The sequence below is a fragment of the Streptomyces marokkonensis genome (genome assembly GCF_008312835.1).
GTDB lineage: Bacteria > Actinomycetota > Actinomycetes > Streptomycetales > Streptomycetaceae > Streptomyces > Streptomyces marokkonensis_A.
This window is the reverse complement of record NZ_VSKS01000005.1, coordinates 160,808-183,779: the sequence shown is the minus strand read 5'-3', so window position 1 is coordinate 183,779 and position 22,972 is coordinate 160,808. Positions and strand designations below refer to the sequence as shown.

Annotated in this window: 21 protein-coding genes and 1 tRNA gene; 9 read left to right on the top strand and 13 right to left on the bottom strand. The window is 71.8% G+C overall.

The window, feature by feature from the left end:
• Nucleotides 1-39: 39 nt before the first annotated feature.
• Entirely contained in the window at nucleotides 40-1,068 is a 1,029-nt protein-coding gene (locus F1615_RS11260; RefSeq protein ID WP_149548767.1) for a P1 family peptidase, read from the top strand.
• Between the two features lie 181 nt (nucleotides 1,069-1,249).
• Nucleotides 1,250-1,996 (top strand): DUF6227 family protein, encoded by a 747-nt coding sequence (locus F1615_RS11255; RefSeq protein ID WP_149548766.1) that lies wholly within the window; start codon nucleotides 1,250-1,252, stop codon nucleotides 1,994-1,996.
• Between the two features lie 18 nt (nucleotides 1,997-2,014).
• Here F1615_RS11255 and F1615_RS11250 read toward each other — a convergent pair whose 3' ends face one another.
• The 5 genes from F1615_RS11250 to F1615_RS11230 all read right to left on the bottom strand — a co-directional run bounded on the left by F1615_RS11250 (nucleotide 2,015) and on the right by F1615_RS11230 (nucleotide 7,963).
• Complete coding sequence (locus F1615_RS11250) at nucleotides 2,015-2,293, bottom strand: hypothetical protein (RefSeq protein WP_149548765.1); 279 nt, start codon at nucleotides 2,291-2,293, stop codon at nucleotides 2,015-2,017.
• Between the two features lie 116 nt (nucleotides 2,294-2,409).
• Complete coding sequence (locus F1615_RS11245) at nucleotides 2,410-4,446, bottom strand: PTS fructose transporter subunit IIABC (RefSeq protein ID WP_149548764.1); 2,037 nt, start codon at nucleotides 4,444-4,446, stop codon at nucleotides 2,410-2,412.
• A 73-nt stretch (nucleotides 4,447-4,519) separates the two neighbouring features.
• A complete protein-coding gene (gene pfkB, locus F1615_RS11240; RefSeq protein WP_149548763.1) occupies nucleotides 4,520-5,467 on the bottom strand; it encodes a 1-phosphofructokinase in 948 nt (315 codons plus the stop codon).
• Nucleotides 5,464-6,225 (bottom strand): DeoR/GlpR family DNA-binding transcription regulator, encoded by a 762-nt coding sequence (locus tag F1615_RS11235; RefSeq protein ID WP_149548762.1) that lies wholly within the window; start codon nucleotides 6,223-6,225, stop codon nucleotides 5,464-5,466. The genes pfkB and F1615_RS11235 overlap by 4 nt, the downstream gene beginning before the upstream one ends.
• 223 nt (nucleotides 6,226-6,448) lie before the next feature.
• A complete protein-coding gene (locus F1615_RS11230; protein WP_149548761.1) occupies nucleotides 6,449-7,963 on the bottom strand; it encodes an MFS transporter in 1,515 nt (504 codons plus the stop codon).
• A 63-nt stretch (nucleotides 7,964-8,026) separates the two neighbouring features.
• On the opposite strand from F1615_RS11230, the gene F1615_RS11225 reads away from it, so the two are divergent.
• Nucleotides 8,027-9,025 carry a helix-turn-helix transcriptional regulator gene (locus F1615_RS11225; RefSeq protein WP_149548760.1) on the top strand — a complete coding sequence of 333 codons (999 nt, stop codon included), beginning with the start codon at nucleotides 8,027-8,029 and terminating at the stop codon, nucleotides 9,023-9,025.
• Nucleotides 9,026-9,032: 7 nt separating this feature from the next.
• Here the strand turns inward: F1615_RS11225 and F1615_RS11220 are convergent, their stop codons facing one another.
• Together F1615_RS11220 and F1615_RS11215 are read right to left on the bottom strand one after the other, a co-directional pair.
• Nucleotides 9,033-9,710, bottom strand: coding sequence for a TetR/AcrR family transcriptional regulator (locus tag F1615_RS11220; protein WP_244328699.1), 678 nt, complete (start codon nucleotides 9,708-9,710; stop codon nucleotides 9,033-9,035).
• A 393-nt stretch (nucleotides 9,711-10,103) separates the two neighbouring features.
• Nucleotides 10,104-11,102, bottom strand: coding sequence for a sigma-70 family RNA polymerase sigma factor (locus tag F1615_RS11215; protein ID WP_149548759.1), 999 nt, complete (start codon nucleotides 11,100-11,102; stop codon nucleotides 10,104-10,106).
• 193 nt (nucleotides 11,103-11,295) lie between these two features.
• Between F1615_RS11215 and F1615_RS11210 the strand changes: the two genes are divergently transcribed.
• Nucleotides 11,296-11,814 carry a GNAT family N-acetyltransferase gene (locus F1615_RS11210; protein WP_149548758.1) on the top strand — a complete coding sequence of 173 codons (519 nt, stop codon included), beginning with the start codon at nucleotides 11,296-11,298 and terminating at the stop codon, nucleotides 11,812-11,814.
• A 13-nt stretch (nucleotides 11,815-11,827) separates the two neighbouring features.
• Here the strand turns inward: F1615_RS11210 and F1615_RS11205 are convergent, their stop codons facing one another.
• Nucleotides 11,828-12,589, bottom strand: a complete 762-nt coding sequence (locus F1615_RS11205) for a dioxygenase family protein (protein ID WP_149548954.1) — start codon at nucleotides 12,587-12,589, stop codon at nucleotides 11,828-11,830.
• Nucleotides 12,590-12,753: 164 nt separating this feature from the next.
• Here F1615_RS11205 and F1615_RS11200 point away from each other — a divergent pair, with 164 nt between their 5' ends.
• Nucleotides 12,754-13,269 (top strand): MarR family winged helix-turn-helix transcriptional regulator, encoded by a 516-nt coding sequence (locus tag F1615_RS11200; RefSeq protein ID WP_149548757.1) that lies wholly within the window; start codon nucleotides 12,754-12,756, stop codon nucleotides 13,267-13,269.
• A gap of 88 nt (nucleotides 13,270-13,357) precedes the next feature.
• On the opposite strand, the gene F1615_RS11195 is transcribed toward F1615_RS11200, so the two are convergent.
• The gene (locus F1615_RS11195) at nucleotides 13,358-14,899 is read right to left on the bottom strand and encodes an MFS transporter (protein ID WP_149548756.1); all 1,542 of its coding nucleotides are present in this window, start codon (nucleotides 14,897-14,899) and stop codon (nucleotides 13,358-13,360) included.
• Nucleotides 14,900-15,048: 149 nt separating this feature from the next.
• A complete protein-coding gene (locus tag F1615_RS11190) occupies nucleotides 15,049-15,690 on the bottom strand; it encodes a TetR/AcrR family transcriptional regulator (RefSeq protein ID WP_149548755.1) in 642 nt (213 codons plus the stop codon).
• A 277-nt stretch (nucleotides 15,691-15,967) separates the two neighbouring features.
• On the opposite strand from F1615_RS11190, the gene F1615_RS11185 reads away from it, so the two are divergent.
• Entirely contained in the window at nucleotides 15,968-17,260 is a 1,293-nt protein-coding gene (locus F1615_RS11185) for a M6 family metalloprotease domain-containing protein (RefSeq protein WP_149548754.1), read from the top strand.
• Between the two features lie 108 nt (nucleotides 17,261-17,368).
• Here the strand turns inward: F1615_RS11185 and F1615_RS11180 are convergent, their stop codons facing one another.
• Nucleotides 17,369-18,271, bottom strand: coding sequence for a LysR family transcriptional regulator (locus F1615_RS11180; RefSeq protein WP_149548753.1), 903 nt, complete (start codon nucleotides 18,269-18,271; stop codon nucleotides 17,369-17,371).
• Nucleotides 18,272-18,599: 328 nt separating this feature from the next.
• On the opposite strand from F1615_RS11180, the gene F1615_RS11175 reads away from it, so the two are divergent.
• From F1615_RS11175 to F1615_RS11165, 3 genes are all read left to right on the top strand, one after another.
• Entirely contained in the window at nucleotides 18,600-19,520 is a 921-nt protein-coding gene (locus F1615_RS11175) for an EamA family transporter (RefSeq protein WP_149548752.1), read from the top strand.
• Between the two features lie 211 nt (nucleotides 19,521-19,731).
• Nucleotides 19,732-20,868, top strand: coding sequence for an MFS transporter (locus F1615_RS11170; protein ID WP_244328698.1), 1,137 nt, complete (start codon nucleotides 19,732-19,734; stop codon nucleotides 20,866-20,868).
• A 429-nt stretch (nucleotides 20,869-21,297) separates the two neighbouring features.
• Nucleotides 21,298-21,370: transfer RNA gene (locus tag F1615_RS11165), tRNA-Arg, on the top strand.
• Nucleotides 21,371-21,478: 108 nt separating this feature from the next.
• Here the strand turns inward: F1615_RS11165 and F1615_RS11160 are convergent.
• Together F1615_RS11160 and F1615_RS11155 are read right to left on the bottom strand one after the other, a co-directional pair.
• The gene (locus tag F1615_RS11160) at nucleotides 21,479-21,613 is read right to left on the bottom strand and encodes an integrase (RefSeq protein ID WP_244328697.1); all 135 of its coding nucleotides are present in this window, start codon (nucleotides 21,611-21,613) and stop codon (nucleotides 21,479-21,481) included.
• 302 nt (nucleotides 21,614-21,915) lie between these two features.
• Nucleotides 21,916-22,563, bottom strand: coding sequence for a hypothetical protein (locus tag F1615_RS11155; RefSeq protein ID WP_149548750.1), 648 nt, complete (start codon nucleotides 22,561-22,563; stop codon nucleotides 21,916-21,918).
• Nucleotides 22,564-22,972 lie beyond the last annotated feature (409 nt).

The window sequence follows — 22,972 nt, the reverse complement described above, 5'->3', positions numbered from 1 at the left end:
CCAGGGTACGGCCGAGTCCGGCCGGGCAAGACTGGCCACATGACAGCTGACGCTCTGACGGATGTGGCCGGCGTGCGCGTGGGGCATGCGACGCGTACCGGCGACGGTTGGCTCACCGGCACCACGGTCGTGCTCGCGCCCGAGGGCGGGGCCGTGGCCGCGGTGGACGTGCGCGGCGGCGGACCCGGCACCAAGGAGACCGACGCGCTCGATCCGCGCAACCTGGTGCAGCGGGTCGAGGCGGTCGTGCTGACCGGGGGCAGCGCCTACGGACTCGACGCGGCGTCCGGGGTGATGGCCTGGCTGGAGGAGCGGGGGCGCGGGGTGCGCGTCGGTCCCGACCCCGCGCACGTGGTGCCGGTGGTGCCGGCCGCCTGTGTCTTCGACCTGGGCCGGGGCGGCGACTTCCGGGCCCGGCCGGACGCGGCCACGGGTCGTGCGGCGGTCGAGGCCGCGGCGGCGTGCGAGCCGGGCGCGCCGGTGCCGCAGGGCTGTGTGGGCGCCGGCACGGGTGCCGTGCTCGGGCAGGTGAAGGGCGGGGTGGGCACGGCGAGCACCGTGCTGGACTCGGGCATCACGGTGGCCGCGCTGGTGGTGGCCAACGCGGTGGGGTCGGCGGTGGACCCGGAAACGGGGGTGCTGTACGGGGAGTTCTTCCAGGGCCGGGTGCGCCACCCGGAGCCGGAGGTGCACCGGGCCGCGCTGCGGCGGCTCGCGGAGGTGGCCGAACGGAACGCCCCTCCCCCGCTGAACACGACGCTCGCGGTGGTCGCCACCGACGCCGGACTGTCCAAGGCGCAGGCGCAGAAACTGGCCGGCACGGCACACGACGGCATCGCGCGGGCCGTCCGGCCGGTGCACCTGCTGAGCGACGGCGACACCGTCTTCACCCTGGCCACGGGCGCCCGGCCGCTCGACGCCGCGGACCCCCTCGCCCTCAACGAGGTCCTGGCGGCGGGCGCCGACACGGTGACCCGCGCGATCGTGCGGGCGGTGCGCGCCGCGGAGCCGGTGGACGGTCCGGGCGGGGCGTGGCCGTCGTACGCAGAGCTGTACGGGCGGCGGTGAAAAGGCAGCGCAACCAGCGCCCCGGCAGGAAGAGTTGGCGCCCCGTGGAGCCGGGTGGGAATTTCTCGCGCGGCCCGGCCGTTTTCCGGCCATACGTTTTCTCGGTTCCTGGACACGATGTCCGACCGAGGGGCTACGGTATGCACCCACAAGGTGACATGCAGCAACGCCGGGAGAAACCTTGAGCGTTCCGTACGAGACGGCAGCGTACGAACCACCCGACTCGCCCGAGTCTCCGGAGGAGCACCTCGCGCGGCTCCTCGGCCGCGCCCTGAACTCCTTCGAGTTGCCGGACGAGACGATCCGGCGGCTGGACTGCGCGTTGGTGCACGACGGTTCACTGCACTCCGCGCACCACAGCGCGGGTATGCACCGGGAGACCTACCGGCACACCTGGCTGCTCGCCGACGGTTCGGCGGTCACGCTCTGGGAGCTGGTGCACAACACCGCGCCGGGCAGCGAGCCCCAGCACGAGGTGTACGTGGACGAGGAGGAGCTGCGCACGGCCACCGCCCGGCTGCCGTTGCCGGCGGACGCCCAGGACTTCGAGCTGCCGGTGACGGTGCAGCTGCTTCCGGCTCCCGCGCTGCGGCAGGTGTACGTTCCGGACGACTCCCCGGACCACGCGCGCCGTTTACTGCGCCGGGCGGAGAACACCGACCGGCCGGGCACGGAGACGGCCGCCCTGCTGACCACGGCGTGCGGGCACCGGATCACGCAGGCCTTCGGCCGCCCGGCCCGCACCGGACGGGCGGGGCTGTCCTTCTCCCTGTACGAGCACGCGTTCCTGCTCGGTGACGGCGCGGAGCTGTCCCTGTGGGAGGTGGAGCACACGGTGACGCCGGACGGACGGCACATGTGCGAGGTGTACGTCAGCGAGGACGCGGCGCGGGACGCCATGGAGCGCCGGGCGGCGCAGGTCTCCTGACGTCGGCCGGGGTGAGGCTCAGCCTCCCCCACTGAGGCGCCGTACCAGCACGGCGAAGGCGTCGCGCTCGGCGTCGGTGAGCCGTACCGCCTCCGCGTGGGGCCCCGTCCGCCGCTGACGCGGGATCGTCGGGGTGCCGTGGGGCGTGTGGCGTCGGCCGGCCTCGAGGGGGCCGCGTGCGCGGGTCCGCCCGCGTCGACGCCGCAGGACATCGGCCAGACCCGCCGCGCAGGCCACGGCCACCAGGGTGAGGACGGTGGCGCCCGTCGTCCGCGAGAGTGTCGTGTACTCAGGCATGCGCCCCAGTACACACCACGGTCCGGGACTTTGGACCCGGACCGTAATGATCGTGATCTATATCGCAGTAGGCATGAACCGCGCACACCTACCCAAACGGACGCATCACCGTCGGACTACGCGGCCACCGCCTCCTTGGCCCGCGCCGCCGGGGCCGCGCCCTCGCCGTGGGGTGCGCCGGAGGCTCCCGGCACCGGCCCGCGCAGGCCCTTGAGGACGATCACCAGGGCCGCCGTGACACAGACGCCCGCGGCGACGGCGACCAGGTAGAGGAGCGGGTTGCCGATCAGCGGGACCACGAAGATGCCGCCGTGCGGGGCCCGCAGGGTGGCGCCGAAGGCCATCGACAGGGCACCGGTGACCGCGCCGCCCGCCATCGAGGCGGGGATGACGCGCAGCGGGTCGGCCGCCGCGAAGGGGATCGCGCCCTCGGAGATGAAGGAGGCGCCGAGCACCCAGGCGGCCTTGCCGTTCTCGCGTTCGGTCCGGTTGAAGAGCCTGCCGCGCGCGGTGGTGGCCAGGGCCATGGCCAGCGGCGGCACCATGCCCGCGGCCATCACCGCGGCCATGATCTTCATCGCGGAGTCGCTGGGGCTCGCGACGGCGATCCCGGCGGTGGCGAAGGTGTAGGCGACCTTGTTGACGGGGCCGCCGAGGTCGAAGCACATCATCAGGCCGAGCAGGGCGCCGAGCAGGACGGCGTTGGTGCCGGAGAGGCCGTTCAGCCAGTCCGTCATGCCCTTCTGCGCCTCGGCGATGGGCTTGCCGATGACGACGAACATCAGGAACCCGACGACCGCCGCGGAGATCAGCGGGATCACCACCACCGGCGTGATGCCGCGCAGTGCCGCCGGGACGGGCGCCTTCTGGATCGCGATCACCACGCCACCGGCGATCAGGCCGGCCGCGAGACCGCCGAGGAATCCGGCGTTGACGGTGAGCGAGATCGCGCCGCCCACGAAGCCGGGCACCAGCCCGGGCCGGTCGGCCATGCCGTAGGCGATGTAGCCGGCCAGGACGGGGACCAGGAAGCCGAAGGCCACGCCGCCGATCTGGAAGAGCAGGGCGCCCCAGCTGTCGGCCTGGGTCCACACGAAGTGGTCCATCACCGACGGCGCCTTGTTGATCTCGTATCCGCCGATCGCGAAGCCGAGGGCGATGAGCAGACCGCCCGCCGCGACGAACGGCACCATGTAGCTGACCCCGGACATCAGCCATGTGCGCAGCCTGGTGCCGTAGCCCTCGCCGCCGTCGCCCGCGCGCTCGACGGGCGTGCCGCCGGACGCGGCGGACCCCGCGCTGACCTCGCCGCGCTCCGCCTTGCCTCTCACCTCGGTGATCAGCTCGGCGGGCCGGTTGATGGCCGCCTTGACGCCGGTGTCGACGGTGGGCTTGCCGGCGAAGCGGTTCTTCTCCCGTACGGGGACGTCGTGGGCGAGGATCACGCCGTCCGCCGCCGCGATCACCGCCGGGTCGAGCCGGGTGAAGCCCGCCGAGCCCTGGGTCTCGACGACGATCTCGACGCCCGCCTCCCGGCCGGCGTTCTCCAGCGACTCGGCCGCCATGTAGGTGTGGGCGATACCGGTGGGGCAGGAGGTGACGGCGACGACCCGGAACGGGCGGTCCCGCCCGGGGACGGTGCTGCCCGTGGCGGCGCCGGCGGAGGCCGCCGCCGGCGCCGCCACGGAGTCCTCGGGGCCGCCGCCCGGGGGCTCGTCGCCCCGGATGAGCGCCGCCGCTGCCGCCGCGTCGTCCACCGACCGGAGGGCGTCGGTGAACCCGGTGTTCATCAGCTGCCGGGCCAGCGACGACAGGATCGTCAGATGGGCGTCGTCGGCGCCGGCCGGCGCGGCGATCAGGAAGATCAGGTCGGCGGGCCCGTCCGCCGCCCCGAAGTCGATCCCGGCGGCGCTGCGCCCGAAGGCCAGCGTCGGCTCGGTGACATGCTCACTACGGCAGTGCGGGATGCCGATGCCGCCGTCGAGGCCGGTCGGCATCTGTGCCTCGCGGGCGGCGACGTCGGCGAGGAAGCCCTCCAGGTCGGTCACCCGGCCCTTCGCCACCATGCGTTCGGCGAGGGCGCGTGCCGCCGCGTCCTTGGTGTTCGCGGACAGGTCGAGATCGACCAGGTCCGCGGTGATCATGTCGCTCATCGCGGGCTCCTTCGCACGCGTATCGCCCGTACTGCCGGGTGGGCGGGGGAGGGGACGGGGGTGAGGGGGTGGGTCATGACGCCGGCTCGCTCAGGACCCGGTCGACGGGGACCTCGGCCGTGACGGTCACCGCGGCCGGGGCCAGGTCGCCCGGCGCCGGCATCACGCTGCCGGGCAGCCGGACGGCCGCCGCTCCGTGGGCGACGGCGGAGGCGAGCGCCCCGGGTCCGCGCCCGCCGGCGACGAGGAACCCGGCGAGCGAGGCGTCGCCCGCGCCCACGTTGCTGCGGACGGCGTCCACAGGGGCGGTGCCGAACCAGGCGCCGTCGTCGTCGACGAGCAGCTGCCCGTCGGCGCCCAGGCTCGCGAGGACGGCCCGGGCACCCGCCGCGCGCAGGTCCTCGGCGGCCTTCACCGCGTCGCCCACGGTGGTCAGCGGGCGTCCCACGGCCTCGGCGAGTTCCGCCGCGTTCGGCTTCACCACGTCGGGCCGCTCGCGCAGGGCCGCGACCAGCGCCGGTCCTGAGGTGTCCAGGGCGATGCGCAGTCCGGCGGCGTGCACCCGGGCGACCAGTTCGGCGTACCAGGAGGGGGCGAGTCCGCGCGGCAGGCTGCCGCAGCAGGCGATCCAGTCGGCGTCCGGCGCCTGCTGGCGCACGGTGTCCAGCAGCAGTTCCCGCTCGGCCGCCGTCAGCTCCGGGCCGGGCGCGTTGATCTTCGTCAGTACGCCGTCGGCCTCGGCGAGCGCGATGTTGGAGCGGGTGGCTCCGGCGACCGGGACCGGGGCGACCTCGATGCCCTGCGCGTGGAGCAGGTCGGCGACCAGGGCGCCGGGCGCGCCGCCCAGGGGCAGTACGGCCACCGTGCGCCGGCCGGCCGCGGCGACGGCGCGCGAGACGTTGACCCCCTTGCCACCGGGGTCCACGCGTTCGCCGGTGGCCCGGACGACCTCACCGCGGTCCAGCGAGGGGACCTCGTAGGTGCGGTCCAGGGACGGGTTGGGGGTGACGGTGAGGATCATGCGCGTACTACTTCCGTGCCGCCGCGCTCGATGGCGGCGGCGTCCTGGGGGCTCAGCCCGGTGTCGGTGATCAGCAGGTCCACGTCGCTCAGGTCGCCGAAGCGGGCGAAGTGCTCCTGGCCGTGCTTGGAGGAGTCGGCGAGCAGGACCACGCGGCGGGCGGCGGCCATGGCCGCCCGTTTCACGGCGGCCTCGGCGAGGTCGGGGGTGGTCAGTCCGTGCTCGGCGGAGAACCCGTTCGCGGCCACGAACAGGACGTCCGCGCGGATCTCGGCGTACGCGCGCAGCGCCCAGGCGTCCACGGCGGCGCGCGTACGGTGCCGTACGCGCCCTCCGACCAGGTGCAGCTGAATGCCGGGGTGGTCGGCGAGGCGGGCCGCGATGGGCAGGCTGTGGGTGACGACGGTGAGGGAGGCGTCCACCGGCAGGGCGCCGGCCAGCAGCGCGGCCGTCGAACCGGCGTCGACGATCAGGGTGCCGTCGCCCGGGAGCTCCGCGAGGGCGGCCCGGGCGATGCGGTCCTTCTCGCCGGCCGCGGTGGTCTCCCGCTCGGCGAGGTCCGGTTCGAAGTCGAGGCGTCCGGCGGGGATGGCCCCGCCGTGCACCCTGCGGACCAGTCCGGCGCGGTCGAGGGCCTTCAGGTCCCGGCGGATGGTCTCGGCGGTGACCTGGAACTCCTCGGCCAGCGAGACCACGTCCACCCGGCCGCCGTCGCGGGCGAGCCGGAGGATCTCCTGCTGGCGTTCCGGTGCGTACATGTCCGCCTGCCTCCCGGTCCGTTCGTCTCTTCGTGCCCGAACGTGTGGTTCAGCTCGGAGAGTACGACGAGATGTCGGGAAAGTAAACAGAGACGGGCACGATCGGGCGTGAACGGACTTCTGTTTGTGTCTGTTCTTCGGGTCCGTGCACGGGGGAGGGCCCGGCACCCCCTGGGTGCCGGGCCCTCCCCCGTTCCTCGTCCGGTCCGCCGGAGGCGTCCGCTCAGGACACGAGCTCCGGCTGCTTCGCCACCGCCGCCGGGGCGTCCTCGGCGCCCTCCACGTGCTGGGCGGGGCGCTTGGGCAGGGCGAACATCAGCAGGAAGATCACACCCATCACCGCGGCCACCCAGCCCAGCGCGTGCTGGAAACCGTCCGTGAAGGCCGGCCCCACCTCGGCCGGGGCGAGCCGCTCGTCGATCACGCCGAAGAACACCACCGACACCAGGCCGAGACCCAGCGCGTTGCCCATCTGCTGCACGGTGTTGATCAGCCCCGACGCCGACCCGGCGTGCTCACGCGGCACCTCCGACAGCACCGCGTCCGTCAGCGGAGCCACGATCAGCCCCATGCCGGCGCCCATGACCACCAGCGGGAGCGCCATCTGCCAGGAGGCGATGGACTGGCCGTACCGCCCGGCCTCCCACAGGTAGATCAGCACACCGGCCGCCATCACCAGGGCACCGGCCTGGAGCACCTTGCGCCCGTAGCGCGGAACCAGCAGCTGCACCGACATCCCGGCCGCCACGGAGACGGCGACGGAGAACGGTATGCCGGTCAGCCCGGCCCGCAGCGCGCTCCAGCCGAGGCCGACCTGCATGTACAGCGTCCAGACCAGGAAGAACACGCCGAGACCGATACCGAACACCGTCTGCACCGCGATGCCCGCCGCGAAGCTCTTCACCCGGAACAGCGACAGTTCGATCAGCGGGGAACCGTCCCGCGCGCTCTTGACCCGCTCGTACGCCACCAGCGCGCCGAAGACCACCAGCGCGCCCGCCATCGACAGGTGCCCCCACAGCGGCCAGCCCAGCTCACGGCCGCGGGTGAGCGGGTAGAGCAGCATCAGCAGCGCCAGCGTCACCAGAGCGACGCCCGGCAGGTCCAGCTTCAGGGCGCGCGGCGCCTTCGACTCCGTGATGAAACGGCTGCCGAGGACCAGGCCCGCTATGCCGACGGGGAGGTTGATCAGGAAGATCGGCCGCCACCCGAGACCGAACAGGTTCCACTCGGTCAGCAGCGCGCCGAGCAGCGGACCGGACACCGCGCCCAGGCCGACGATCGCGCCGAACAGCCCGAACACCTTGCCGCGCTCGTGGGCCGGGAAGGTCGCGTGCACGATCGACAGCACCTGCGGCACCATCAGTGCCGCCATGGCGCCCTGCAGGATCCGGGAGGCGACCAGCATCTCCGGGGTGACGGCGAGCCCGCACAGCGCGGAGGCGAGGGTGAAGCCGCCGATGCCGACGAGGAAGATCCGCTTGCGGCCGTGGATGTCGCCGAGCCGGCCGCCGGTGACGAGCCCGGCGGCGAAGGCCAGCGCGTAACCCGCGGTGATCCACTGGATCTGGCTGAAGGTGGCGCCCTCGTCGCGCTGGATCGACGGGATCGCGATGTTGACGATCGTGACGTCGACGAGGTCCATGAAGGCCGCGGTCATCACGATCGCCAGCGCGAACCAGCGGCGACGGTCGCCCGCGACGGGCTGTGGTGCGTGCGGGGTGTCGGTGAAGGTCATGTCGCGGAAGCTATGCCCCAAGTAGGTCAGATCAGGTCCTACTTCTGAGGCATCCTCGATCCCATGACGACGGACACACCGGCCCGGCTCCTGACCCTCCTCTCCCTCCTCCAGACACCCCGCGAGTGGCCCGGTGGCGAGCTGGCCGAGCGGCTCGGGGTCTCCCGGCGCACGATCCGGCGGGACATCGACCGGCTGCGCGAACTCGGCTATCCCGTGCAGGCGACCCTCGGCGCGGACGGCGGCTACCGGCTCGTCGCGGGCAAGGCGATGCCTCCCCTCGTGCTCGACGACGAGGAGGCGGTGGCCATCGCGGTCGGGCTGCGGGCCGGCGCCGGGCACGCGCTGGAGGGCGTCGACGAGGCGTCCGTGCGGGCGCTGGCCAAGCTGGAGCAGGTGCTGCCCGGCAGGCTGCGCCACCGCGTCAGCACGCTCCAGGCCGCCACCACCCCGCTGACCAGCGGCGACGGAGCCACCATCGCCCCGGAGACGCTCACCGTCATAGCCTCCACGGTGGCCGGGCACGAGCGGCTGCGGTTCGCCTACCGGGCGGCCGACGGCACCGCGTCCCGGCGCGTGACCGAGCCGTACCGGCTGGTGTCGACCGGGCGGCGCTGGTACCTCGTGGCGTACGACCTCGACCGCGCGGACTGGCGTACGTTCCGCGTCGACCGGGTGAGCGAACCCTTCGCGACCGGGGCGCGGTTCACCCCGAGGGAACTGCCGACGGGCAGCGCGGCGGAGTACCTGCGCCGGTCCATGTACCGGGCGCGGGAGTCCTACGAGCTCGTCGTCACCTTCGCCGCACCGGCCGAGACGGTCGCGGCCCGCATCCCGGGCTGGCTGGGCGCGCCCGAGCCGCTGGACGCGGGCACCTGCCGGCTGCGGGCGACGGTGAGCGACGCCAAGGACTGGATGGCGGTGCGCCTGGCGATGCTGGGCCACGAGTTCACCGTGCACGAGCCGGCGGAACTGATCGAGGCGGTACGGGACATGGGTGCGCGCATGAGCCGGGCGGCGGGCGGCGGTGAGGGAAGCCGGGCGGAGCGTCCTGGGCCGTGACGGGGCGTCACGTCAGTTCGCCCCAGGGGAAGTCCCGTAGCGCCGTCAGGTTGGCCAGCGCCAGTTCGGCCGGTCCCCGGGGGCCGTCCGCGGGGCCGTCGTCCGCCGCCCAGCTCTCCATGGCCGTGCGTACGGCCGCACTCGCGACGGCCGCGGCGAAGCCGAGCCGGCCGCGGTCGGCGACGTCGCCGGCGTCGCAGGGAAGCCGGCCGGCCGGAAGCCGCTCCGCCAGCGCCTCCGTCAGGTTCCGTTCCGACGTCTGGCACGCCTCCGCCCACACCCGGCGCAGGGCGGGGTTCGCCTGCGCCAGCCGGATCAGGGTGCGCACCCGGTTCCAGGAGGCCACCGACACCCCGAGGCCGGGCGTCAGCGTATGGCGCACGGCGTCCTCCAGGACCCGCGGCAGGGGCACCCCGGCGGGGGCGGCGCGCACCGCCTCCACCCAGCGCTGGGCACCGGCCGCGTAGAGCGGGCCGACGGCCTCTTCCTTGCTGGCGAAGTACCGGTAGAAGGTGCGCGGGGCGATACCGGCCGCCTGGGCGATGTCCTCGGCCCGGGTGGCCCGCAGGCCCTGCCGGACGAAGAGACCTGCCGCCGCACGTGCGATCTCCATGCGGGTCTCGGCCTTGCGCCGTTCGGTCAGGGACGGCGCGGACGGCGGAGGAGGAGGGGTGGTGCTGCTCACGCCCGGCAGGCTATGCCCATGTGGCACAATCTGCCATCTGGCGGGTCACCCCGGGGTTCAGGTTCGGGGTGACCCGCTGACCGGTCCCGGTGGCATGAGAAAGCCGGGCCCGGCGCCCGGGGGGAGGGGCACCGAACCCGGCCTTGGGAAGTCCCGGCGCCGGGGGGGTTGTGCGTCGGGACGTGGCTCTCGCGGGTCCAGGGGAATCGAGTCCCCGAGGTCCGAACTCCTGGGCCCTGAATCTTTGTTCCCGGTGCCGCCGGGTTGAAGCGGCGGGGAACAGCCATGTTTTGCGCGGTCTTTCGCCACCCGGCGTACGCGGCCGGGGTGTTCACGCTACCGCGCCGGACGCGGTCGCCACCCAGCCACCCCCGGCGGGGTGGGCACCGGCGGTCACGCGGCCGCGTCGAAGCCGGTGTCCCGCGCCAGCTTCTTCAGCTCCAGCAGTGCGTGCTTCTCGATCTGGCGGATGCGCTCGCGGGTCAGACCGTGCTCCTTGCCGACCTCGGTCAGCGTCCGCTCGCGGCCGTCCTCGATGCCGTACCGCATCTTGATGATGGAGGCCGTGCGCTGGTCGAGGCGGCCGATCAGGTCGTCCAGCTCTTCGCTGCGCAGCAGCGTCAGCACCGACTGCTCCGGCGACACCGCGGAGGTGTCCTCCAGGAGGTCGCCGAACTGGGTCTCGCCCTCGTCGTCCACCGACATGTTCAGCGAGACCGGGTCACGGGCCCAGTCCAGCACGTCGGTGACGCGCTCCGGCGTGGAACCGAGCTCCGCGGCGATCTCCGTGGGCTCCGGGTCCCGGCCGTGCTCACGGTTGAACTCGCGCTGCACGCGCCGTATGCGGCCCAGCTCCTCCACCAGGTGGACGGGCAGCCGGATGGTGCGCGACTGGTCGGCTATCGACCGCGTGATGGCCTGACGGATCCACCAGGTGGCGTACGTCGAGAACTTGAAGCCCTTGCGGTAGTCGAACTTCTCGACCGCGCGCACCAGGCCGGCGTTGCCCTCCTGGATCAGGTCGAGCAGCGGCAGGCCACTGCGCGGGTACCGGCGGGCCACCGCGACGACCAGACGGAGGTTGGAGCGGATGAAGACGTCCTTGGCCCGCTCGCTCGCGTCGACCAGGGCCTGGAGCTCCTCGGGGGTGGCCCCGGCCTTGTTCTCCTCGAGGCCGTCGAGGATCTGCCGCGCGAACACACCCGCTTCGATGATCTGGGACAGCTCGACCTCCTTGGCGGCGTCGAGCAACGGCGTGCGCGCGATCTCGTCGAGGTACATGCCGACCAGGTCGCGATCGGCGATCTCGCCGCCATGGGCGCGAACACTGCTTGCCGAGTCGACCGTCTCGCCGGAGGCGGACTGACGACGGGCGACGGCACGGGTTGCCATGCGTGCTCCCTTGCGATGATGAGGTCAGCGGGTGGTCTCGCGGACGCTCGGCACGTTCTTCAGGTCTCTCCCGGACTCTGCTCGGGTGCCCGCATCCGTAGGAAACAACGACTGGAATCCGGACAGAATTCCCAACCCGACCCCCCAATTTTCTGATCATGCAGTACCCTGTCAGGCCACGCGGGGAGGCTCGATGCCGTCGGAGTATGCAGAGGTCCAGGTCAGGCCGGGCGGGGAGGACGACCTGGCGTCCCTCACCGACCTGTACAACCACTACGTACGTGAGACGGCGATCACCTTCGACACGTCGCCCTTCACTCCTGAGGAGCGCCGCCCCTGGCTGCTCTCCCACCCTGTAGACGGCCCGTACCGCCTGATGGTTGCCACGGACGGCGGTCCGCGGCGGATCCTGGGGTACGCCACATCGAGCCCCTTCCGCCCCAAGCCCGCCTACGCGACCTCCGTGGAGACGACGGTCTACGTCGCCCCGGACGCCGGCCGGCGCGGCATCGGCACCCTGCTCTACAAGGCCCTCTTCGAGGCCCTGTCGGACGAGGGCCTGCACCGCGCCTACGCCGGCATCGCCCAGCCGAACGACGCCTCGACGCGCCTGCACGAGCGCTTCGGCTTCCGGCACGTCGGCACCTACCGGGAGGTGGGCCGCAAGTTCGACCGCTGGTGGGACGTGGCCTGGTACGAGAAGGAGCTGTAGCCCGCTCCCGGGCTCAGCCGAACTGCACCGACCGCTTGGCCAGCCCCATCCAGAACCCGTCGATCACGGACTTCTGTTCCCCGAGCTCACCGGCCGCGTCCGCGGCGCCCATGGTCACGAAGAGCGGAGCGAAGTGCTCGGTGCGCGGATGGGCGAGCAGGCCCGCCGGGGACTTGCGGGTGAAGTCCAGCAGCGCGTCCACGTCCCGCGCCTGCAGCGCCTCCCGTCCCCAGGCGTCGAACTCCGCCGACCAGGCGGGGACGCCGCCCTGCCGCAGCGCGGCCAGGTTGTGGGTGAAGAACCCGGAGCCGATGATCAGCACGCCCTCGTCGCGCAGCGGCGCGAGCCTGCGCCCGATCTCCATCAGCCTCACCGGGTCCAGCGTCGGCATCGACACCTGGAGCACCGGGACGTCGGCCCCGGGGTACATCTCGACCAGCGGGACGTACGCCCCGTGGTCCAGGCCCCGGTCGGGGACGTCCTGCACGGGCGTGCCGGGGGCGCGCAGCAGCTTGCGCACGGAGTCGGCGAGGGCCGGGGCGCCGGGGGCGCCGTAGGTGACCCGGTAGTAGTGCTCGGGGAAGCCCCAGAAGTCGTGGACGAGGGGGACCGTCTCGGTGGCGCCGAGGGCGAGGGGCGCCTCCTCCCAGTGGGCGGAGACGACGAGGATCGCCTTCGGACGGGGCAGGTCCGCCGACCAGGCGGCCAGCTCGCCGGGCCAGACGGGGTCGTCGGCCAGGGGCGGGGCGCCGTGACTGAGGTAGAGCGCGGGCATGCGCTCCTGAGTGGCTGCGGTCATGACGGCGACTCCCTTCGGCGGGTTCCCCCGGATCACCCGGGGCGGTCCGGGAGGGCTGTTACTTGAAATCTCAACTTCCACCACCGACCGTACGGCATTTTTGTTTAACCTTCAAGAACGTTCGCCGTACAGTGGAGTACATGAAGACGGCACCCACATCCGCAGACCACGGGGAACCGCGCTGGCTCACCGACGAGGAACAGCGCGTCTGGCGCGCGTACATCGACGCCACCACACTCCTGGAAGACCATCTCGACCGTCAGCTCCAGCGTGACGCGGGAATGCCGCACGTGTACTACGGCCTCCTGGTCATGCTCGCCGAGGCCCCGGACAGGCGCCTGCGGATGACCGAGCTGGCGATGTCCGCGAAGATCACCCGCTCCCGCCTCTCGCACGCCGTGGCCCGGCTGGAGAAGAGCGGCTGGGTGCGCCGCGAGGACTGCCCCTCCGACAAGCGGGGCCAGTTCGCCGTCCTGACGGACGAAGGCCGGGACGTGCTGCGCCGGCACGCGCCCGGCCATGTGGACGCCGTGCGCCAGGCGGTCTTCGACCGGCTCACCCCGGAACAGCAGAAGTCCCTCGGCGAGATCATGCGGATCGTCGCCGAGGGACTTCAGCCGAGCGAAGCGGGTGCGGACCTGCCCTGGCTCCGCTGACGAGGCGGGAGCCGGGGCAGGTCCGGGGAGCCGTACGGGGGAGGCGTCCCCTCCTCCTCCGCACGGGTGGTGAGAGGCGGCCCGTCCGTCAGTGGATGGCCACCGGCACGGCCAGCTCGTCCCCGACGGTCTCGTCGGAGGACCCGGCGACCGTGGTGCCGCCCGGCCGGCCCGCGTTGATCAGGACCGCGGCGATGGCGGCGGCCGCCACCAGGATCCCGACGGCGAACCAGATGGCGCTGGTGTAGCCCTGCACCTGCCCCTGGAGCTGGACCAGCTGCTGCTGGGACCGGCTGGTGGCGCCGCCGATGTGGTCGGCGACGTAGGACGTGGTGGCCGAGGCGGCGATCGTGTTCAGCAGGGCCGTACCGATCGCGCCGCCCACCTGCTGCGAGGTGTTGACCATCGCGGAGGCGACACCGGAGTCACGCGGCTCCACTCCCAGCGTGGCCAGCGACATGGCCGGCATGAACGCCGTACCCATGCCCAGACCGAGCAGCAGCATCGCCGGCAGCAGCAGGGCCGTGTACGAGGAGTCGATCTCCAGCTGGGTCAGCAGCAGCATGCCGAGGGCGGCGACCACGAAGCCGGGGGCCATCAGCAGCCGGGGCGCGACCCTGGTCATCAGCCGGGTGCCGATCTGCGTGGACCCCACGATCATGCCCGCGATCATCGGCAGGAAGGCGAAGCCGGTCTTGACCGGCGAGTACCCCTGCACGACCTGCAGGTAGTAGGTGAGGAAGAGGAACAGGCCGAACATCGCGATGATCGCCAGACCCAGCGAGAGGTAGACCCCGCCGCGGTTGCGTTCGGTGATCACACGCAGCGGCAGCAGCGGCGCCTTGACCCTGGCCTCCACGGCCACGAAGGCGGCGAGCAGCACGGCGGACGCGACGAACATGCCGACCGTCACGGAGTCGCTCCAGCCCTCGGACTCCGCCCGGGTGAAGCCGTAGACGAGCGCGACCAGGCCCACGGTGGACAGGATCACGCCGGGGACGTCGAGCGGCGAGCGGTTGCGGCCGCCCTCCGGCTCACGGATGACGAAGTACGCGCCGACCGCGGCGACGACGGCGAACGGGATGTTCACGAAGAACGTCCAGCGCCAGTCCAGGTACTCGGTGAGGAACCCGCCGAGGATCAGGCCCACGGCACCACCGCCACCGGCTATCGCACCGTAGATGCCGAACGCCTTGGCACGCTCCTTGCCGTCGGTGAACATCACCGCGAGCAGGGACAGCGCGGCGGGCGCGAGCAGCGCGCCGAACGCGCCCTGCAGGGCTCGCGCGCCGAACATCATGGCCTCGTTGGTGGCAGCGCCACCGAGCGCGGAGGCCAGCGCGAAGCCGCCCAGACCCAGGACGAAGGCCCGCTTGCGCCCCCACAGGTCGGCGATCCGGCCGCCGAACAGCAGCAGACCGCCGAAGGCCAGGGCGTACGCGGTGACGACCCACTGGCGGTTGCCGTCCGAGATGCCCAGGTCCTGCTGGGCGGAGGGCAGCGCGATGTTCACGATGGTCGCGTCCAGGACGACCATCAGCTGGGCGAGGGCGATGAAGACGAGCGCTCTCCAGCGGTTGGCGTCCTGGCCGCTCGTGGCCTTCACGGCCGTTGAACCTGTTTCAGACATGGGGGTACCCACTTCGGTACTTGTGACGGAAATCGAGAATGTGTAACGAAAAATCGGGTGTCTTCAAGGAACGACTCGTCCCCGGGACGGCCGTTCGAGGCGAAGCCCGTGCTCGGGACGGGCGGCGCGGATGAGGTGTCAGGGCTCGCTCAGCGGCGCAGATCCTCCACGGTCACGGCGGAACCCGGCAGGGTGGTCCGGGCAGGGGCCCGCATCCCGTCCAGGAACAGCTGCAGATGGCGGTGGACGAAGCGGTCGGCGTTGTCGCAGCCGGCACCGGCCGGGGGCCGGCTCAGCTGCGCGACGCCCACCATCAGGTCGCCGTACTCCACGTCGGTACGGAGCTGACCGGCCGCCTTGGCGCGGTCCATCAGCTGGGCGACGAGGCTCTCGGCTCGCCGGCGTGCGTCCTCCAGGTCGGGGTGGTGCTGGTCGAAGGTGCTGGAGATCATCGGGCACAGCGCGCTGATCCGCTCGTCGGCGGCCGTGTGCGCGAACCGTTCCAGCGCCTCGAAGGCGTCCCCGGTCTCGCTCAGCGCCTGCTCGGCCGCCCGCACCGTACGGTCCATCACGGAGCAGACGACCTCGCGCACCAGCGCGTCACGGTCGGGGAAGTTGCGGTACACCGTGGCATTGCCGACGCCGGCCCGGCGCGCGACGTCGTCGAGCGGCACCTCGCACCCGAACTCGACGAACATCTCGCGGGCGGCGGTGACGATCCGCTCCCGGTTGCGCAGGGCGTCGGCACGGGGCCGGGGCGCCTTGCGCGTGAGGGGGGTCGCGGTCTGCACGGTGCACTCCTCGGTGGGGTGGCTGTCTCTGGTCCTGCGTGCCCCTTCGAATCCGGGGAGGGAATCCCCGTTTCGCGCGGACACAGGTCTAAACGGGGAAGGGATCCCCGGTTATTTCCTCTCCTCGGGAAGTTTTCCTGTGACCCACCTCACGTGCGGGCGTCCGGGCGCCCCACGATCGGCCCTCCCGGCGAGCGCCCCCACATCCCGCGACGCAGGGTGATCGGGAGGGTGCAGTCGGAGACCGGCGGCTGCCGTGTGGAGCGGAGGTCCCCGCATGCAGCCGCAGCCGAGCCGACGCCGGATATCCCCGCGCCGCCTGGCCGCTCTGGCTTCCGTGTCCGCCCTCACCTTCGCCGTCAGCACCTCGGCCGGCCACGGCCACCTCTCCCCCGGCGCCTCCACCGCCGGCGCCGGACCCGGCTCCCTGTCCCGCACGTCCGCACACGGCCCCTGCCTGATCAGCAGCAAGCGTGAGGTCCAGATGTCCGAGGGCATCCCCACGGCCCCCGGCTACACCCGCTCCACCGGCACGGTGCGCGCCCTCACCCTGATGATCGACTTCTCCGACGCCCCCGGTGAGGGCGACGCCCTCGACCGCTACCGGGAGTTCTTCCCCCGGACCCGCGAGTGGTTCACCACCAGCTCCTACGGCCGCCTCGACTACCGCCCCGAGATCCCGGTCCCCGACTGGCTGCGCATGCCCAAGTCCTTCCGCGCGTACGGCATAGAGCGCGGCGCCCCCTTCGACCCCGGCTACCGCGAACTGGTCCGCGACATCGTGGCCGAGGCCGATCCCGAGGTGGACTTCCAGTCGTACGACCTGCTGAACGTGCTGGTGACCCCCAACGCGGGCCCGGCCGCCCTCGACACGGTCCTGTCCGTCACCTTCGCCGGCAACGGGGAGGCCCCGACCGCCGACGGCGTCCCCGTCTCCAACGCGTCCTTCGTCTACTCCCGCCAGGACGACGGATCCGGCTCCTACGACCTCACCGGCTACCGCGTCCTGCCGCACGAGAACGGTCACGTCTTCGGCCTGCCCGACCTGTACACCGCCGAGGGCGGCGGCGCGGTCGGCCACTGGGACATCATGAGCGAGGACTGGGGCGCCAACAACGACCTCCTCGCCTGGCACAAGTGGAAGCTGGGCTGGCTGGACGCGTCCCAGGTCGGCTGCGCGGCGAACCGGGGCACGCGGGAGTACGTCCTCACCCCCCTGGCCCGGGCGGGCGGCCCGAAACTCGTCTTCATCCCCTTGAACGCCCACTCCGGCTACGCCGTCGAACTGCGCACCCGCGCCGGAAACGACGAGGCGGTGTGCCGCCCCGGCGTCCTCGTCTACCGCGTCGACGCGAACGTGGACACCGGCATGGGCCCGATCACCGTCTACGACTCCCGCCGGGACAGCGGCGGCTGCACCCGCGCCCCGAACGTCCACGCGGAACTCTCGGACGCGCCGTTCACACCGGGCGAGAGCTTCGAGGACCGCGGGGCGGGCATACGGGTGGCGGTGACGGCGGCGGGGGCGGAGGAGTACCGGGTACGGGTGACCCGTACGTCGCGGAGCTGATCCCCCGGCGCGCCGCTCGCCGAAGCGGCGCTCTCGGAGAGCCACCGCGCGCCGCCCCGCCCCGGCCCTGTCCGAACGCGCCCCGGCCCCGGGCCACCGCCGCACCGGTCAGGAACGAGCCGGGGACGCCGGCGCTCCCTCCTCCTCGATGCCCAGCAGGTTCAGGAAGGCGGCGGCGGCCGGGGTGCGGCCCTCCCGGCCCCAGATCACGTACTCGGCGCGGGCCGGTGCGTCCGTGACCTCGATCGTGGCCATGCCGGTGAGGCCCTCGACGTACGCGGGCGGGAGCAGGGCCACGCCCAGGCCCGCGCCGACCAGACGGGTCAGGTAGTCCGCGTTGGTCACCTCGAAGGCGACCTCGCGGGTGAGACCGGCGGCGGCGAAGGCCAGATCGGACTGGGCCCGGCCGGCGGTCTTCGCCGGGAGGTCCACGAACACCTCCGAGGACAGCCGCCGGAGGTCGACCGACGTCTCGCCGGCGAGCGGATGGTCCGGGGAGACCACGGCGACCAGCCGCTCCCGGGCCAGCTCCCGGGCCATGACGCCCCGGGGGCGGGCCGTGACCGGGATGCCGAGGAAGGCCACCTCGATCTCACCCTGCCTGACCCTCTCGACGAGTTCGTCGCTCGCTCCCACGCTGAGGCTGATCCGGGCCTTCGGATGACGCCGGTGGAACTCCCTGAGCACGGTGGGAACGTCCACCGCGGCGACGCTGGGGATCAGTCCCAGCGCGAGGCGTCCGCGCACCTCCCCGACGGCCGCCGCGACTTCGGCCGCGGCCCGCTCCGCCGCGTCCAGGCACTGCCGGGCCGCGGGCAGGAAGGCCGCGCCCGCCGCGGTCAGCCGGACCCGGCGACTGGTGCGTTCGAAGAGCCTCGCGCCCAGTTCCTTCTCCAGCCGCGCGATCTGGTGGCTGAGGGCGGACTGCACCACCAGGCAGCGCTGGGCCGCCCTCGTGAAACTGTTCGTCTCGGCCACGGCGATCACGTAACGCATCTGCTGGAGCTCCATGGATCCATCGTGATTCGTGATGCATCGCCTGACAAGCATGTGTTGGACTCATTGATCCGCCCGGCCCGACACTGGTGAGGACCGCACACGGCGGGAACGTCCTCGGGCCGGTTCCGCCGGGCGGGCCCTCGGATCGGGCTCCTCCGGCATGCCCGCACGCCCTGCTGTCACTGCCCTCTCCCCGCTTCCCGTACCCGGGCGCACCCCGCCGGGGCGTTCCTGCGCGCGCCCGCGACTCCGAAAGGACCGACGACCGCCATGAGCATCACGCTGAGCCGGCCGGACGAACGCCGGGGGCCGCGGTGATTCCCGCTGGATGCGAGGCGAGATGAAGAGCAGGCGGAACGTACTCACGGCGGCCCTGACCGGCCTGGCGCCGGCGGTCTGGGGCAGCACCTACCTGGTGACCACCGAACTGCTGCCACCGGACCGGCCGTTCCTGGCGACCACCGTGCGAGCCCTGCCCGGCGGCCTGTTCCTGCTGGCCCTCGGCCGCCGGCTTCCCGCCGGCGTCTGGTGGTGGCGCGCGCCGGTGCTGGGCGTTCTGAACATCGGCGCCTTCAACCTCCTGCTCTTCGCCGCGGCCTACCGGCTGCCCGGCGGCATCGCCGCCATGATCATGTCGGCTCAGCCCATGTTCGTCGTGATCCTCGCCGCCCCCTTCCTCGGCGAGAGGATCGGAGCCCTCCCCGCCCTGGCCTGTGTCATGGGCGCCGGAGGCGTGACGCTGCTGGTCTTCAAGGGCACGGTGTCCCTCGACACCGTAGGAGTCCTCGCCGCGGTCGGCGGAGCGCTGTGCATGGCCTCCGGCATCACCCTGACCAAACGGTGGGGCCGGCCCGGAGGCGTCGGCCTGCTCACGTTCACCGGATGGCAGCTCACCGCGGGCGGTCTGATCATGCTGCCGTTCTGGCTGTCACTGGAGAACCTCCCCGACGGTCTCACCGGTGCCAACGTCTTCGGGTTCGCCCACCTCATCACCCTGGGCGCGGTCCTGAGCTACATCGTCTGGTTCCGGGGCATCGGACGCCTGCCGGCCGTGGCGGTCTCCTTCCTCGCGCTGGGCAGCCCCGTCGTGGCGGCGCTGCTGGGCTACCTGATCAAGGACCAGACGCTGTCCGCCCTGCAGATCGTCGGCATGGCCGTCATCTTCCTGGCGATCGTGCTGGGCCAGATCCGCCCACCCCGGAAGAAGGCCGGGGAACAGTCCGGGGAACCCCCCTCGGCCACCCCCCGCACCACCCCCTAGCACCTCCCCGGCCAACCCGCTCCGGAACAGGAACGCAGCGGATGACAGCGGGCGCACCTCCCCACGCCATGACCTCCGTCGGACCCGGCGCCATGAGGCATTCGGGTACCGCGCCTGACGCATCCGGAGAGATGACATGACCATCAGAGAAGAGACACACACGCCCGCCACACCACAGGATCAGGTGTCCCCGGCCCGGGGATGGCTGGGTGTGGCTGCCATCACCGCCAGTCTGTTCGTCTTCCTCACCACCGAACTGATGCCGATCGGCCTGCTCACCCCGCTCAGTGAGAGCCTCGAGGTCTCCGTGGGCGCGGCCGGCCTCATGGTCACGGCGCAGGGTGTCGCGGCCGGTCTCGGCGTGCCGTTCATCGTGGCGTGGACCCGCCGCGTCGACCGACGCCGACTGCTGACCGCGCTGCTGGCCGTCCTGGCCGTCGGCAACCTGGTCACTTCGATCGCCCCGAACTACCCGCTGATCCTGGGCACCCGCCTGATCATGGGCTTCGCCAGCGGTGTCTTCTGGGCCATCGGTGTCAGCATGGCCATGCGCATCGTCCCGGAGAAGCACGCCAACCGGGCCGCCGCCGTGGTGATGTCCGGCATCTCGATCGCCACCGTCGTCGGCATCCCCCTCGGCACCCTGCTCGAAAGCGCCGGCGACTGGCGCACCACCTTCATGATCTGGGCCGGCCTCAGCGCTCTGGTCTTCCTGGCCGTCGCCTTCACGATCCCGTCGCTGCCGTCCGCGAACGCGGTCTCCGTACGCGAGGTCTTCGAACTGCCCGTCAAGAACGTGCAACTGCGCGTGGTCCTGGTCATGGTCGTGTTCTTCGTCCTCGGCCACTTCGCTGCCTACACCTTCGTCCGTCCCTATCTGGAGGAGAGCACCTCCGCCACCGTCGGCTTCATCACCGTCGTTCTCATCGTCTTCGGTATCGGCGGCGCGATCGGCAACTTCATCGGGGGCCAGACCGTCAACAAGAGCCTGCGGGGCAGCTTCGTCGCGGGCGGCCTGCTCCTGATCGCCGCACTCGTCATGCTGCTGACCATCGGCACGAACGACGTCGGCGTGATCGCCGCCATGAGCCTGTGGGGCGTCGCCTTCGGTGTCGTCCAGCTCAGCCAGATCAACATGACGCTCGCGGCCGCGCCCGAGACCTTCGAGGCCGCGATGTCGCTCAACACCATGGCCTACAACACCTGCATCGCCCTGGGCGCCCTCATCGGCGGCCTCTTCGCCGACCACACGGGCGTCACCAGCGTCGTCCGGCTCGGCATCGTCCTGGTCGCCCTCGCCGTGGTCCTCCGAGCCACCACCGGCCGCAGGACCGCCCCGACGGGCTGACCGCCCCCGACCACCGCAGCGCGGCCCCGGCCCCGGCCCCGCCCTCGCACCGAGGGGGCGGCACCGGGAAGCGGACCTCGCGCCACCCCCGTCGCGACGATCCGCACCGCCTTCGGTGCCGCGGGCACGTGTCTCCGGCCGAAACAGCCGAGCACGCGCCCGCCTCGCCTTCCACGTCCTCTCCAGCGAGCGATCTGGAGAATCCGCAGGTCAGCGAGTCACCTACCTGCCCGCTCCGCCCAGCGCACGCTATCCAAGTCCCCCCACCGACGCCCATCCGCTACCCTGTTCCCTGGTCAGCCGTTGGCGTGGCTCCCGTCGGGCAACAGTGCTGCCCAGCAGGGTCCGCACCGCGTCCGACCAGCGGGCTCGGCCTCCTTGCCGAAGATCCACTCGCTGGATCTCCTGCAAGGCTTGCTCCAAGCCCTCGCCTTCGTAGCTCAGGGGATAGAGCACCGCTCTCCTAAAGCGGGTGTCGCAGGTTCGAATCCTGCCGGGGGCACAGCCAGAAGGGCCAGCTCAGGAGGGGTTTCCTCCCAGGCTGGCCCTTCGTCGTGTCCGGGGTCGTGCCACACGCGTGCCACTAGAGTCCACACGGAGTCCACATCCTCTAGCCGGACGCCCCTCCCCCACCGTCGCGGATCATGGCCCCGAGCCGGTCGGCAATGGCCTGGTCCCGGTCGCTGGTCATGTGCTGGTAGATCAGCGCGGCCCGGGAACTGCTGTGCCCCATCCTCGTGCCCACTCACGTGTCCTTGTCACGGGCGGGCCGTCGTGCCTTGCTCTGGTCGATGGCACAGCAGCGTGGCCCAGGCCGCTGGTGGTCCAGCGAGGCATACGCGTGCGCGTTCGGTCGGCGCGCCCGCCGTCGTGGCTGACTGTCGTCGGCTGATGTTCAGACGGCGCATCGAGGGTGCCGGGCGCAGTCGACTGCGGCAGAGCTGGGCCGTCGTTGGGCCGTCCGAGGTCGCTCAACAGTGGCCAATGACGACCAACGACGACCACCAGGCGCACGAGCCCACCGCCCCTGACCGGCGAAAACCCAGCTCACAAAGACCCCGGCAAGTCCCAGGGCAAGAAGACTCCTCTGGCTCCGTGCCGATTATGGTGTCCCGGGCTGGCTGGACCGCCTGCTTCAGGGCGAGAGGCGCCTTTTAGCCACCGACTGACAACGCCGATCGGTGCCCCGATCTCTGCCGCGAGCGCCGTGATGGTTGGCCGCTTCCCCCTCGGACGCCAATAGCGCTCGCGCAGTTCGGCTATCAGCGAGTCGGAGTAGCGCCGGCCCATGTGGTGCCGCTCTCCTGACGGCATCGTCCCGTGGATCTTCTTGTCGGCGATGTTCTCAGCCTGCGTCCCTGCCATTAGATGGTCCGGATTATTGCAATTATTCCGGTAGGCGTCTTCCGTGCACCTATGCAAGATCATCTGGCACCGGATGTCAGCGAGCGTCAGTCCATGTGCAACCACGTATGCGATGCGATGTGCAGGTACGGTGTTCTGCCCCTCGAACCGCATGAAGCCATAGCCGAAAAGGTGTCGGGACTGAGCAATCCACGGCCAGCAGGCATCCGGACCACCAGAGCTGTCCACGCGAGCACGGAACTCGGAGACGCGAGCAAGATGGTCGAGTTCATTCAGGTCGTCCGCGGCAATGTTCCAGCCGCCGTGCGGGGTCGCTACCGGCTCGGCCACGTCTCGGGCTCCAGTGCGGCCTTCCCGGTGGGCTTCCCACCGGTCGGCTAGGTTTTCCGGGAGTACCGGGCTTGAGGTGAGCAGGATTGCAGCACGGCTTGTAATCGCATAGGTGCCGCAATACGAGAGCCCGGCCCGGCGCCTTGGGCAGGCGTCTGGCAAGAGTGAACGCCACCACATGAGCCAGCGCTGATCCGGTCATGCCTTGCCCGGCGGCCGTCTGCCCGTAGTGATTCGGCTTACCGCCGATCCACGACCAACAAGCGTTTGGTCCGCCGGATCGGTCCACCCGCGCCCAGAACTTCGCCTCCCGCCACAAGCGGCGCTCCGGCGTCTCATCGAGTCCATAGCGTAGGCCACCGTCGGAAGTCCTGGTTCCGGAAGTGCCGTGAAGGTGCTTGTAAGTCCG

Excerpts from the sequence above, each read along its gene's own strand:
- F1615_RS11260 (WP_149548767.1), top strand. The coding sequence starts at position 40 with ATGACAGCTGACGCTCTGACGGATGTGGCCGGCGTGCGCGTGGGGCAT.
- F1615_RS11250 (WP_149548765.1), bottom strand. The coding sequence starts at position 2,293 with ATGCCTGAGTACACGACACTCTCGCGGACGACGGGCGCCACCGTCCTC.
- F1615_RS11245 (WP_149548764.1), bottom strand. The coding sequence starts at position 4,446 with ATGAGCGACATGATCACCGCGGACCTGGTCGATCTCGACCTGTCCGCG.
- pfkB (WP_149548763.1), bottom strand. The coding sequence starts at position 5,467 with ATGATCCTCACCGTCACCCCCAACCCGTCCCTGGACCGCACCTACGAG.
- F1615_RS11235 (WP_149548762.1), bottom strand. The coding sequence starts at position 6,225 with ATGTACGCACCGGAACGCCAGCAGGAGATCCTCCGGCTCGCCCGCGAC.
- F1615_RS11230 (WP_149548761.1), bottom strand. The coding sequence starts at position 7,963 with ATGACCTTCACCGACACCCCGCACGCACCACAGCCCGTCGCGGGCGAC.
- F1615_RS11225 (WP_149548760.1), top strand. The coding sequence starts at position 8,027 with ATGACGACGGACACACCGGCCCGGCTCCTGACCCTCCTCTCCCTCCTC.
- F1615_RS11215 (WP_149548759.1), bottom strand. The coding sequence starts at position 11,102 with ATGGCAACCCGTGCCGTCGCCCGTCGTCAGTCCGCCTCCGGCGAGACG.
- F1615_RS11210 (WP_149548758.1), top strand. The coding sequence starts at position 11,296 with ATGCCGTCGGAGTATGCAGAGGTCCAGGTCAGGCCGGGCGGGGAGGAC.
- F1615_RS11205 (WP_149548954.1), bottom strand. The coding sequence starts at position 12,589 with ATGCCCGCGCTCTACCTCAGTCACGGCGCCCCGCCCCTGGCCGACGAC.
- F1615_RS11200 (WP_149548757.1), top strand. The coding sequence starts at position 12,754 with ATGAAGACGGCACCCACATCCGCAGACCACGGGGAACCGCGCTGGCTC.
- F1615_RS11195 (WP_149548756.1), bottom strand. The coding sequence starts at position 14,899 with ATGTCTGAAACAGGTTCAACGGCCGTGAAGGCCACGAGCGGCCAGGAC.
- F1615_RS11185 (WP_149548754.1), top strand. The coding sequence starts at position 15,968 with ATGCAGCCGCAGCCGAGCCGACGCCGGATATCCCCGCGCCGCCTGGCC.
- F1615_RS11180 (WP_149548753.1), bottom strand. The coding sequence starts at position 18,271 with ATGGAGCTCCAGCAGATGCGTTACGTGATCGCCGTGGCCGAGACGAAC.
- F1615_RS11175 (WP_149548752.1), top strand. The coding sequence starts at position 18,600 with ATGAAGAGCAGGCGGAACGTACTCACGGCGGCCCTGACCGGCCTGGCG.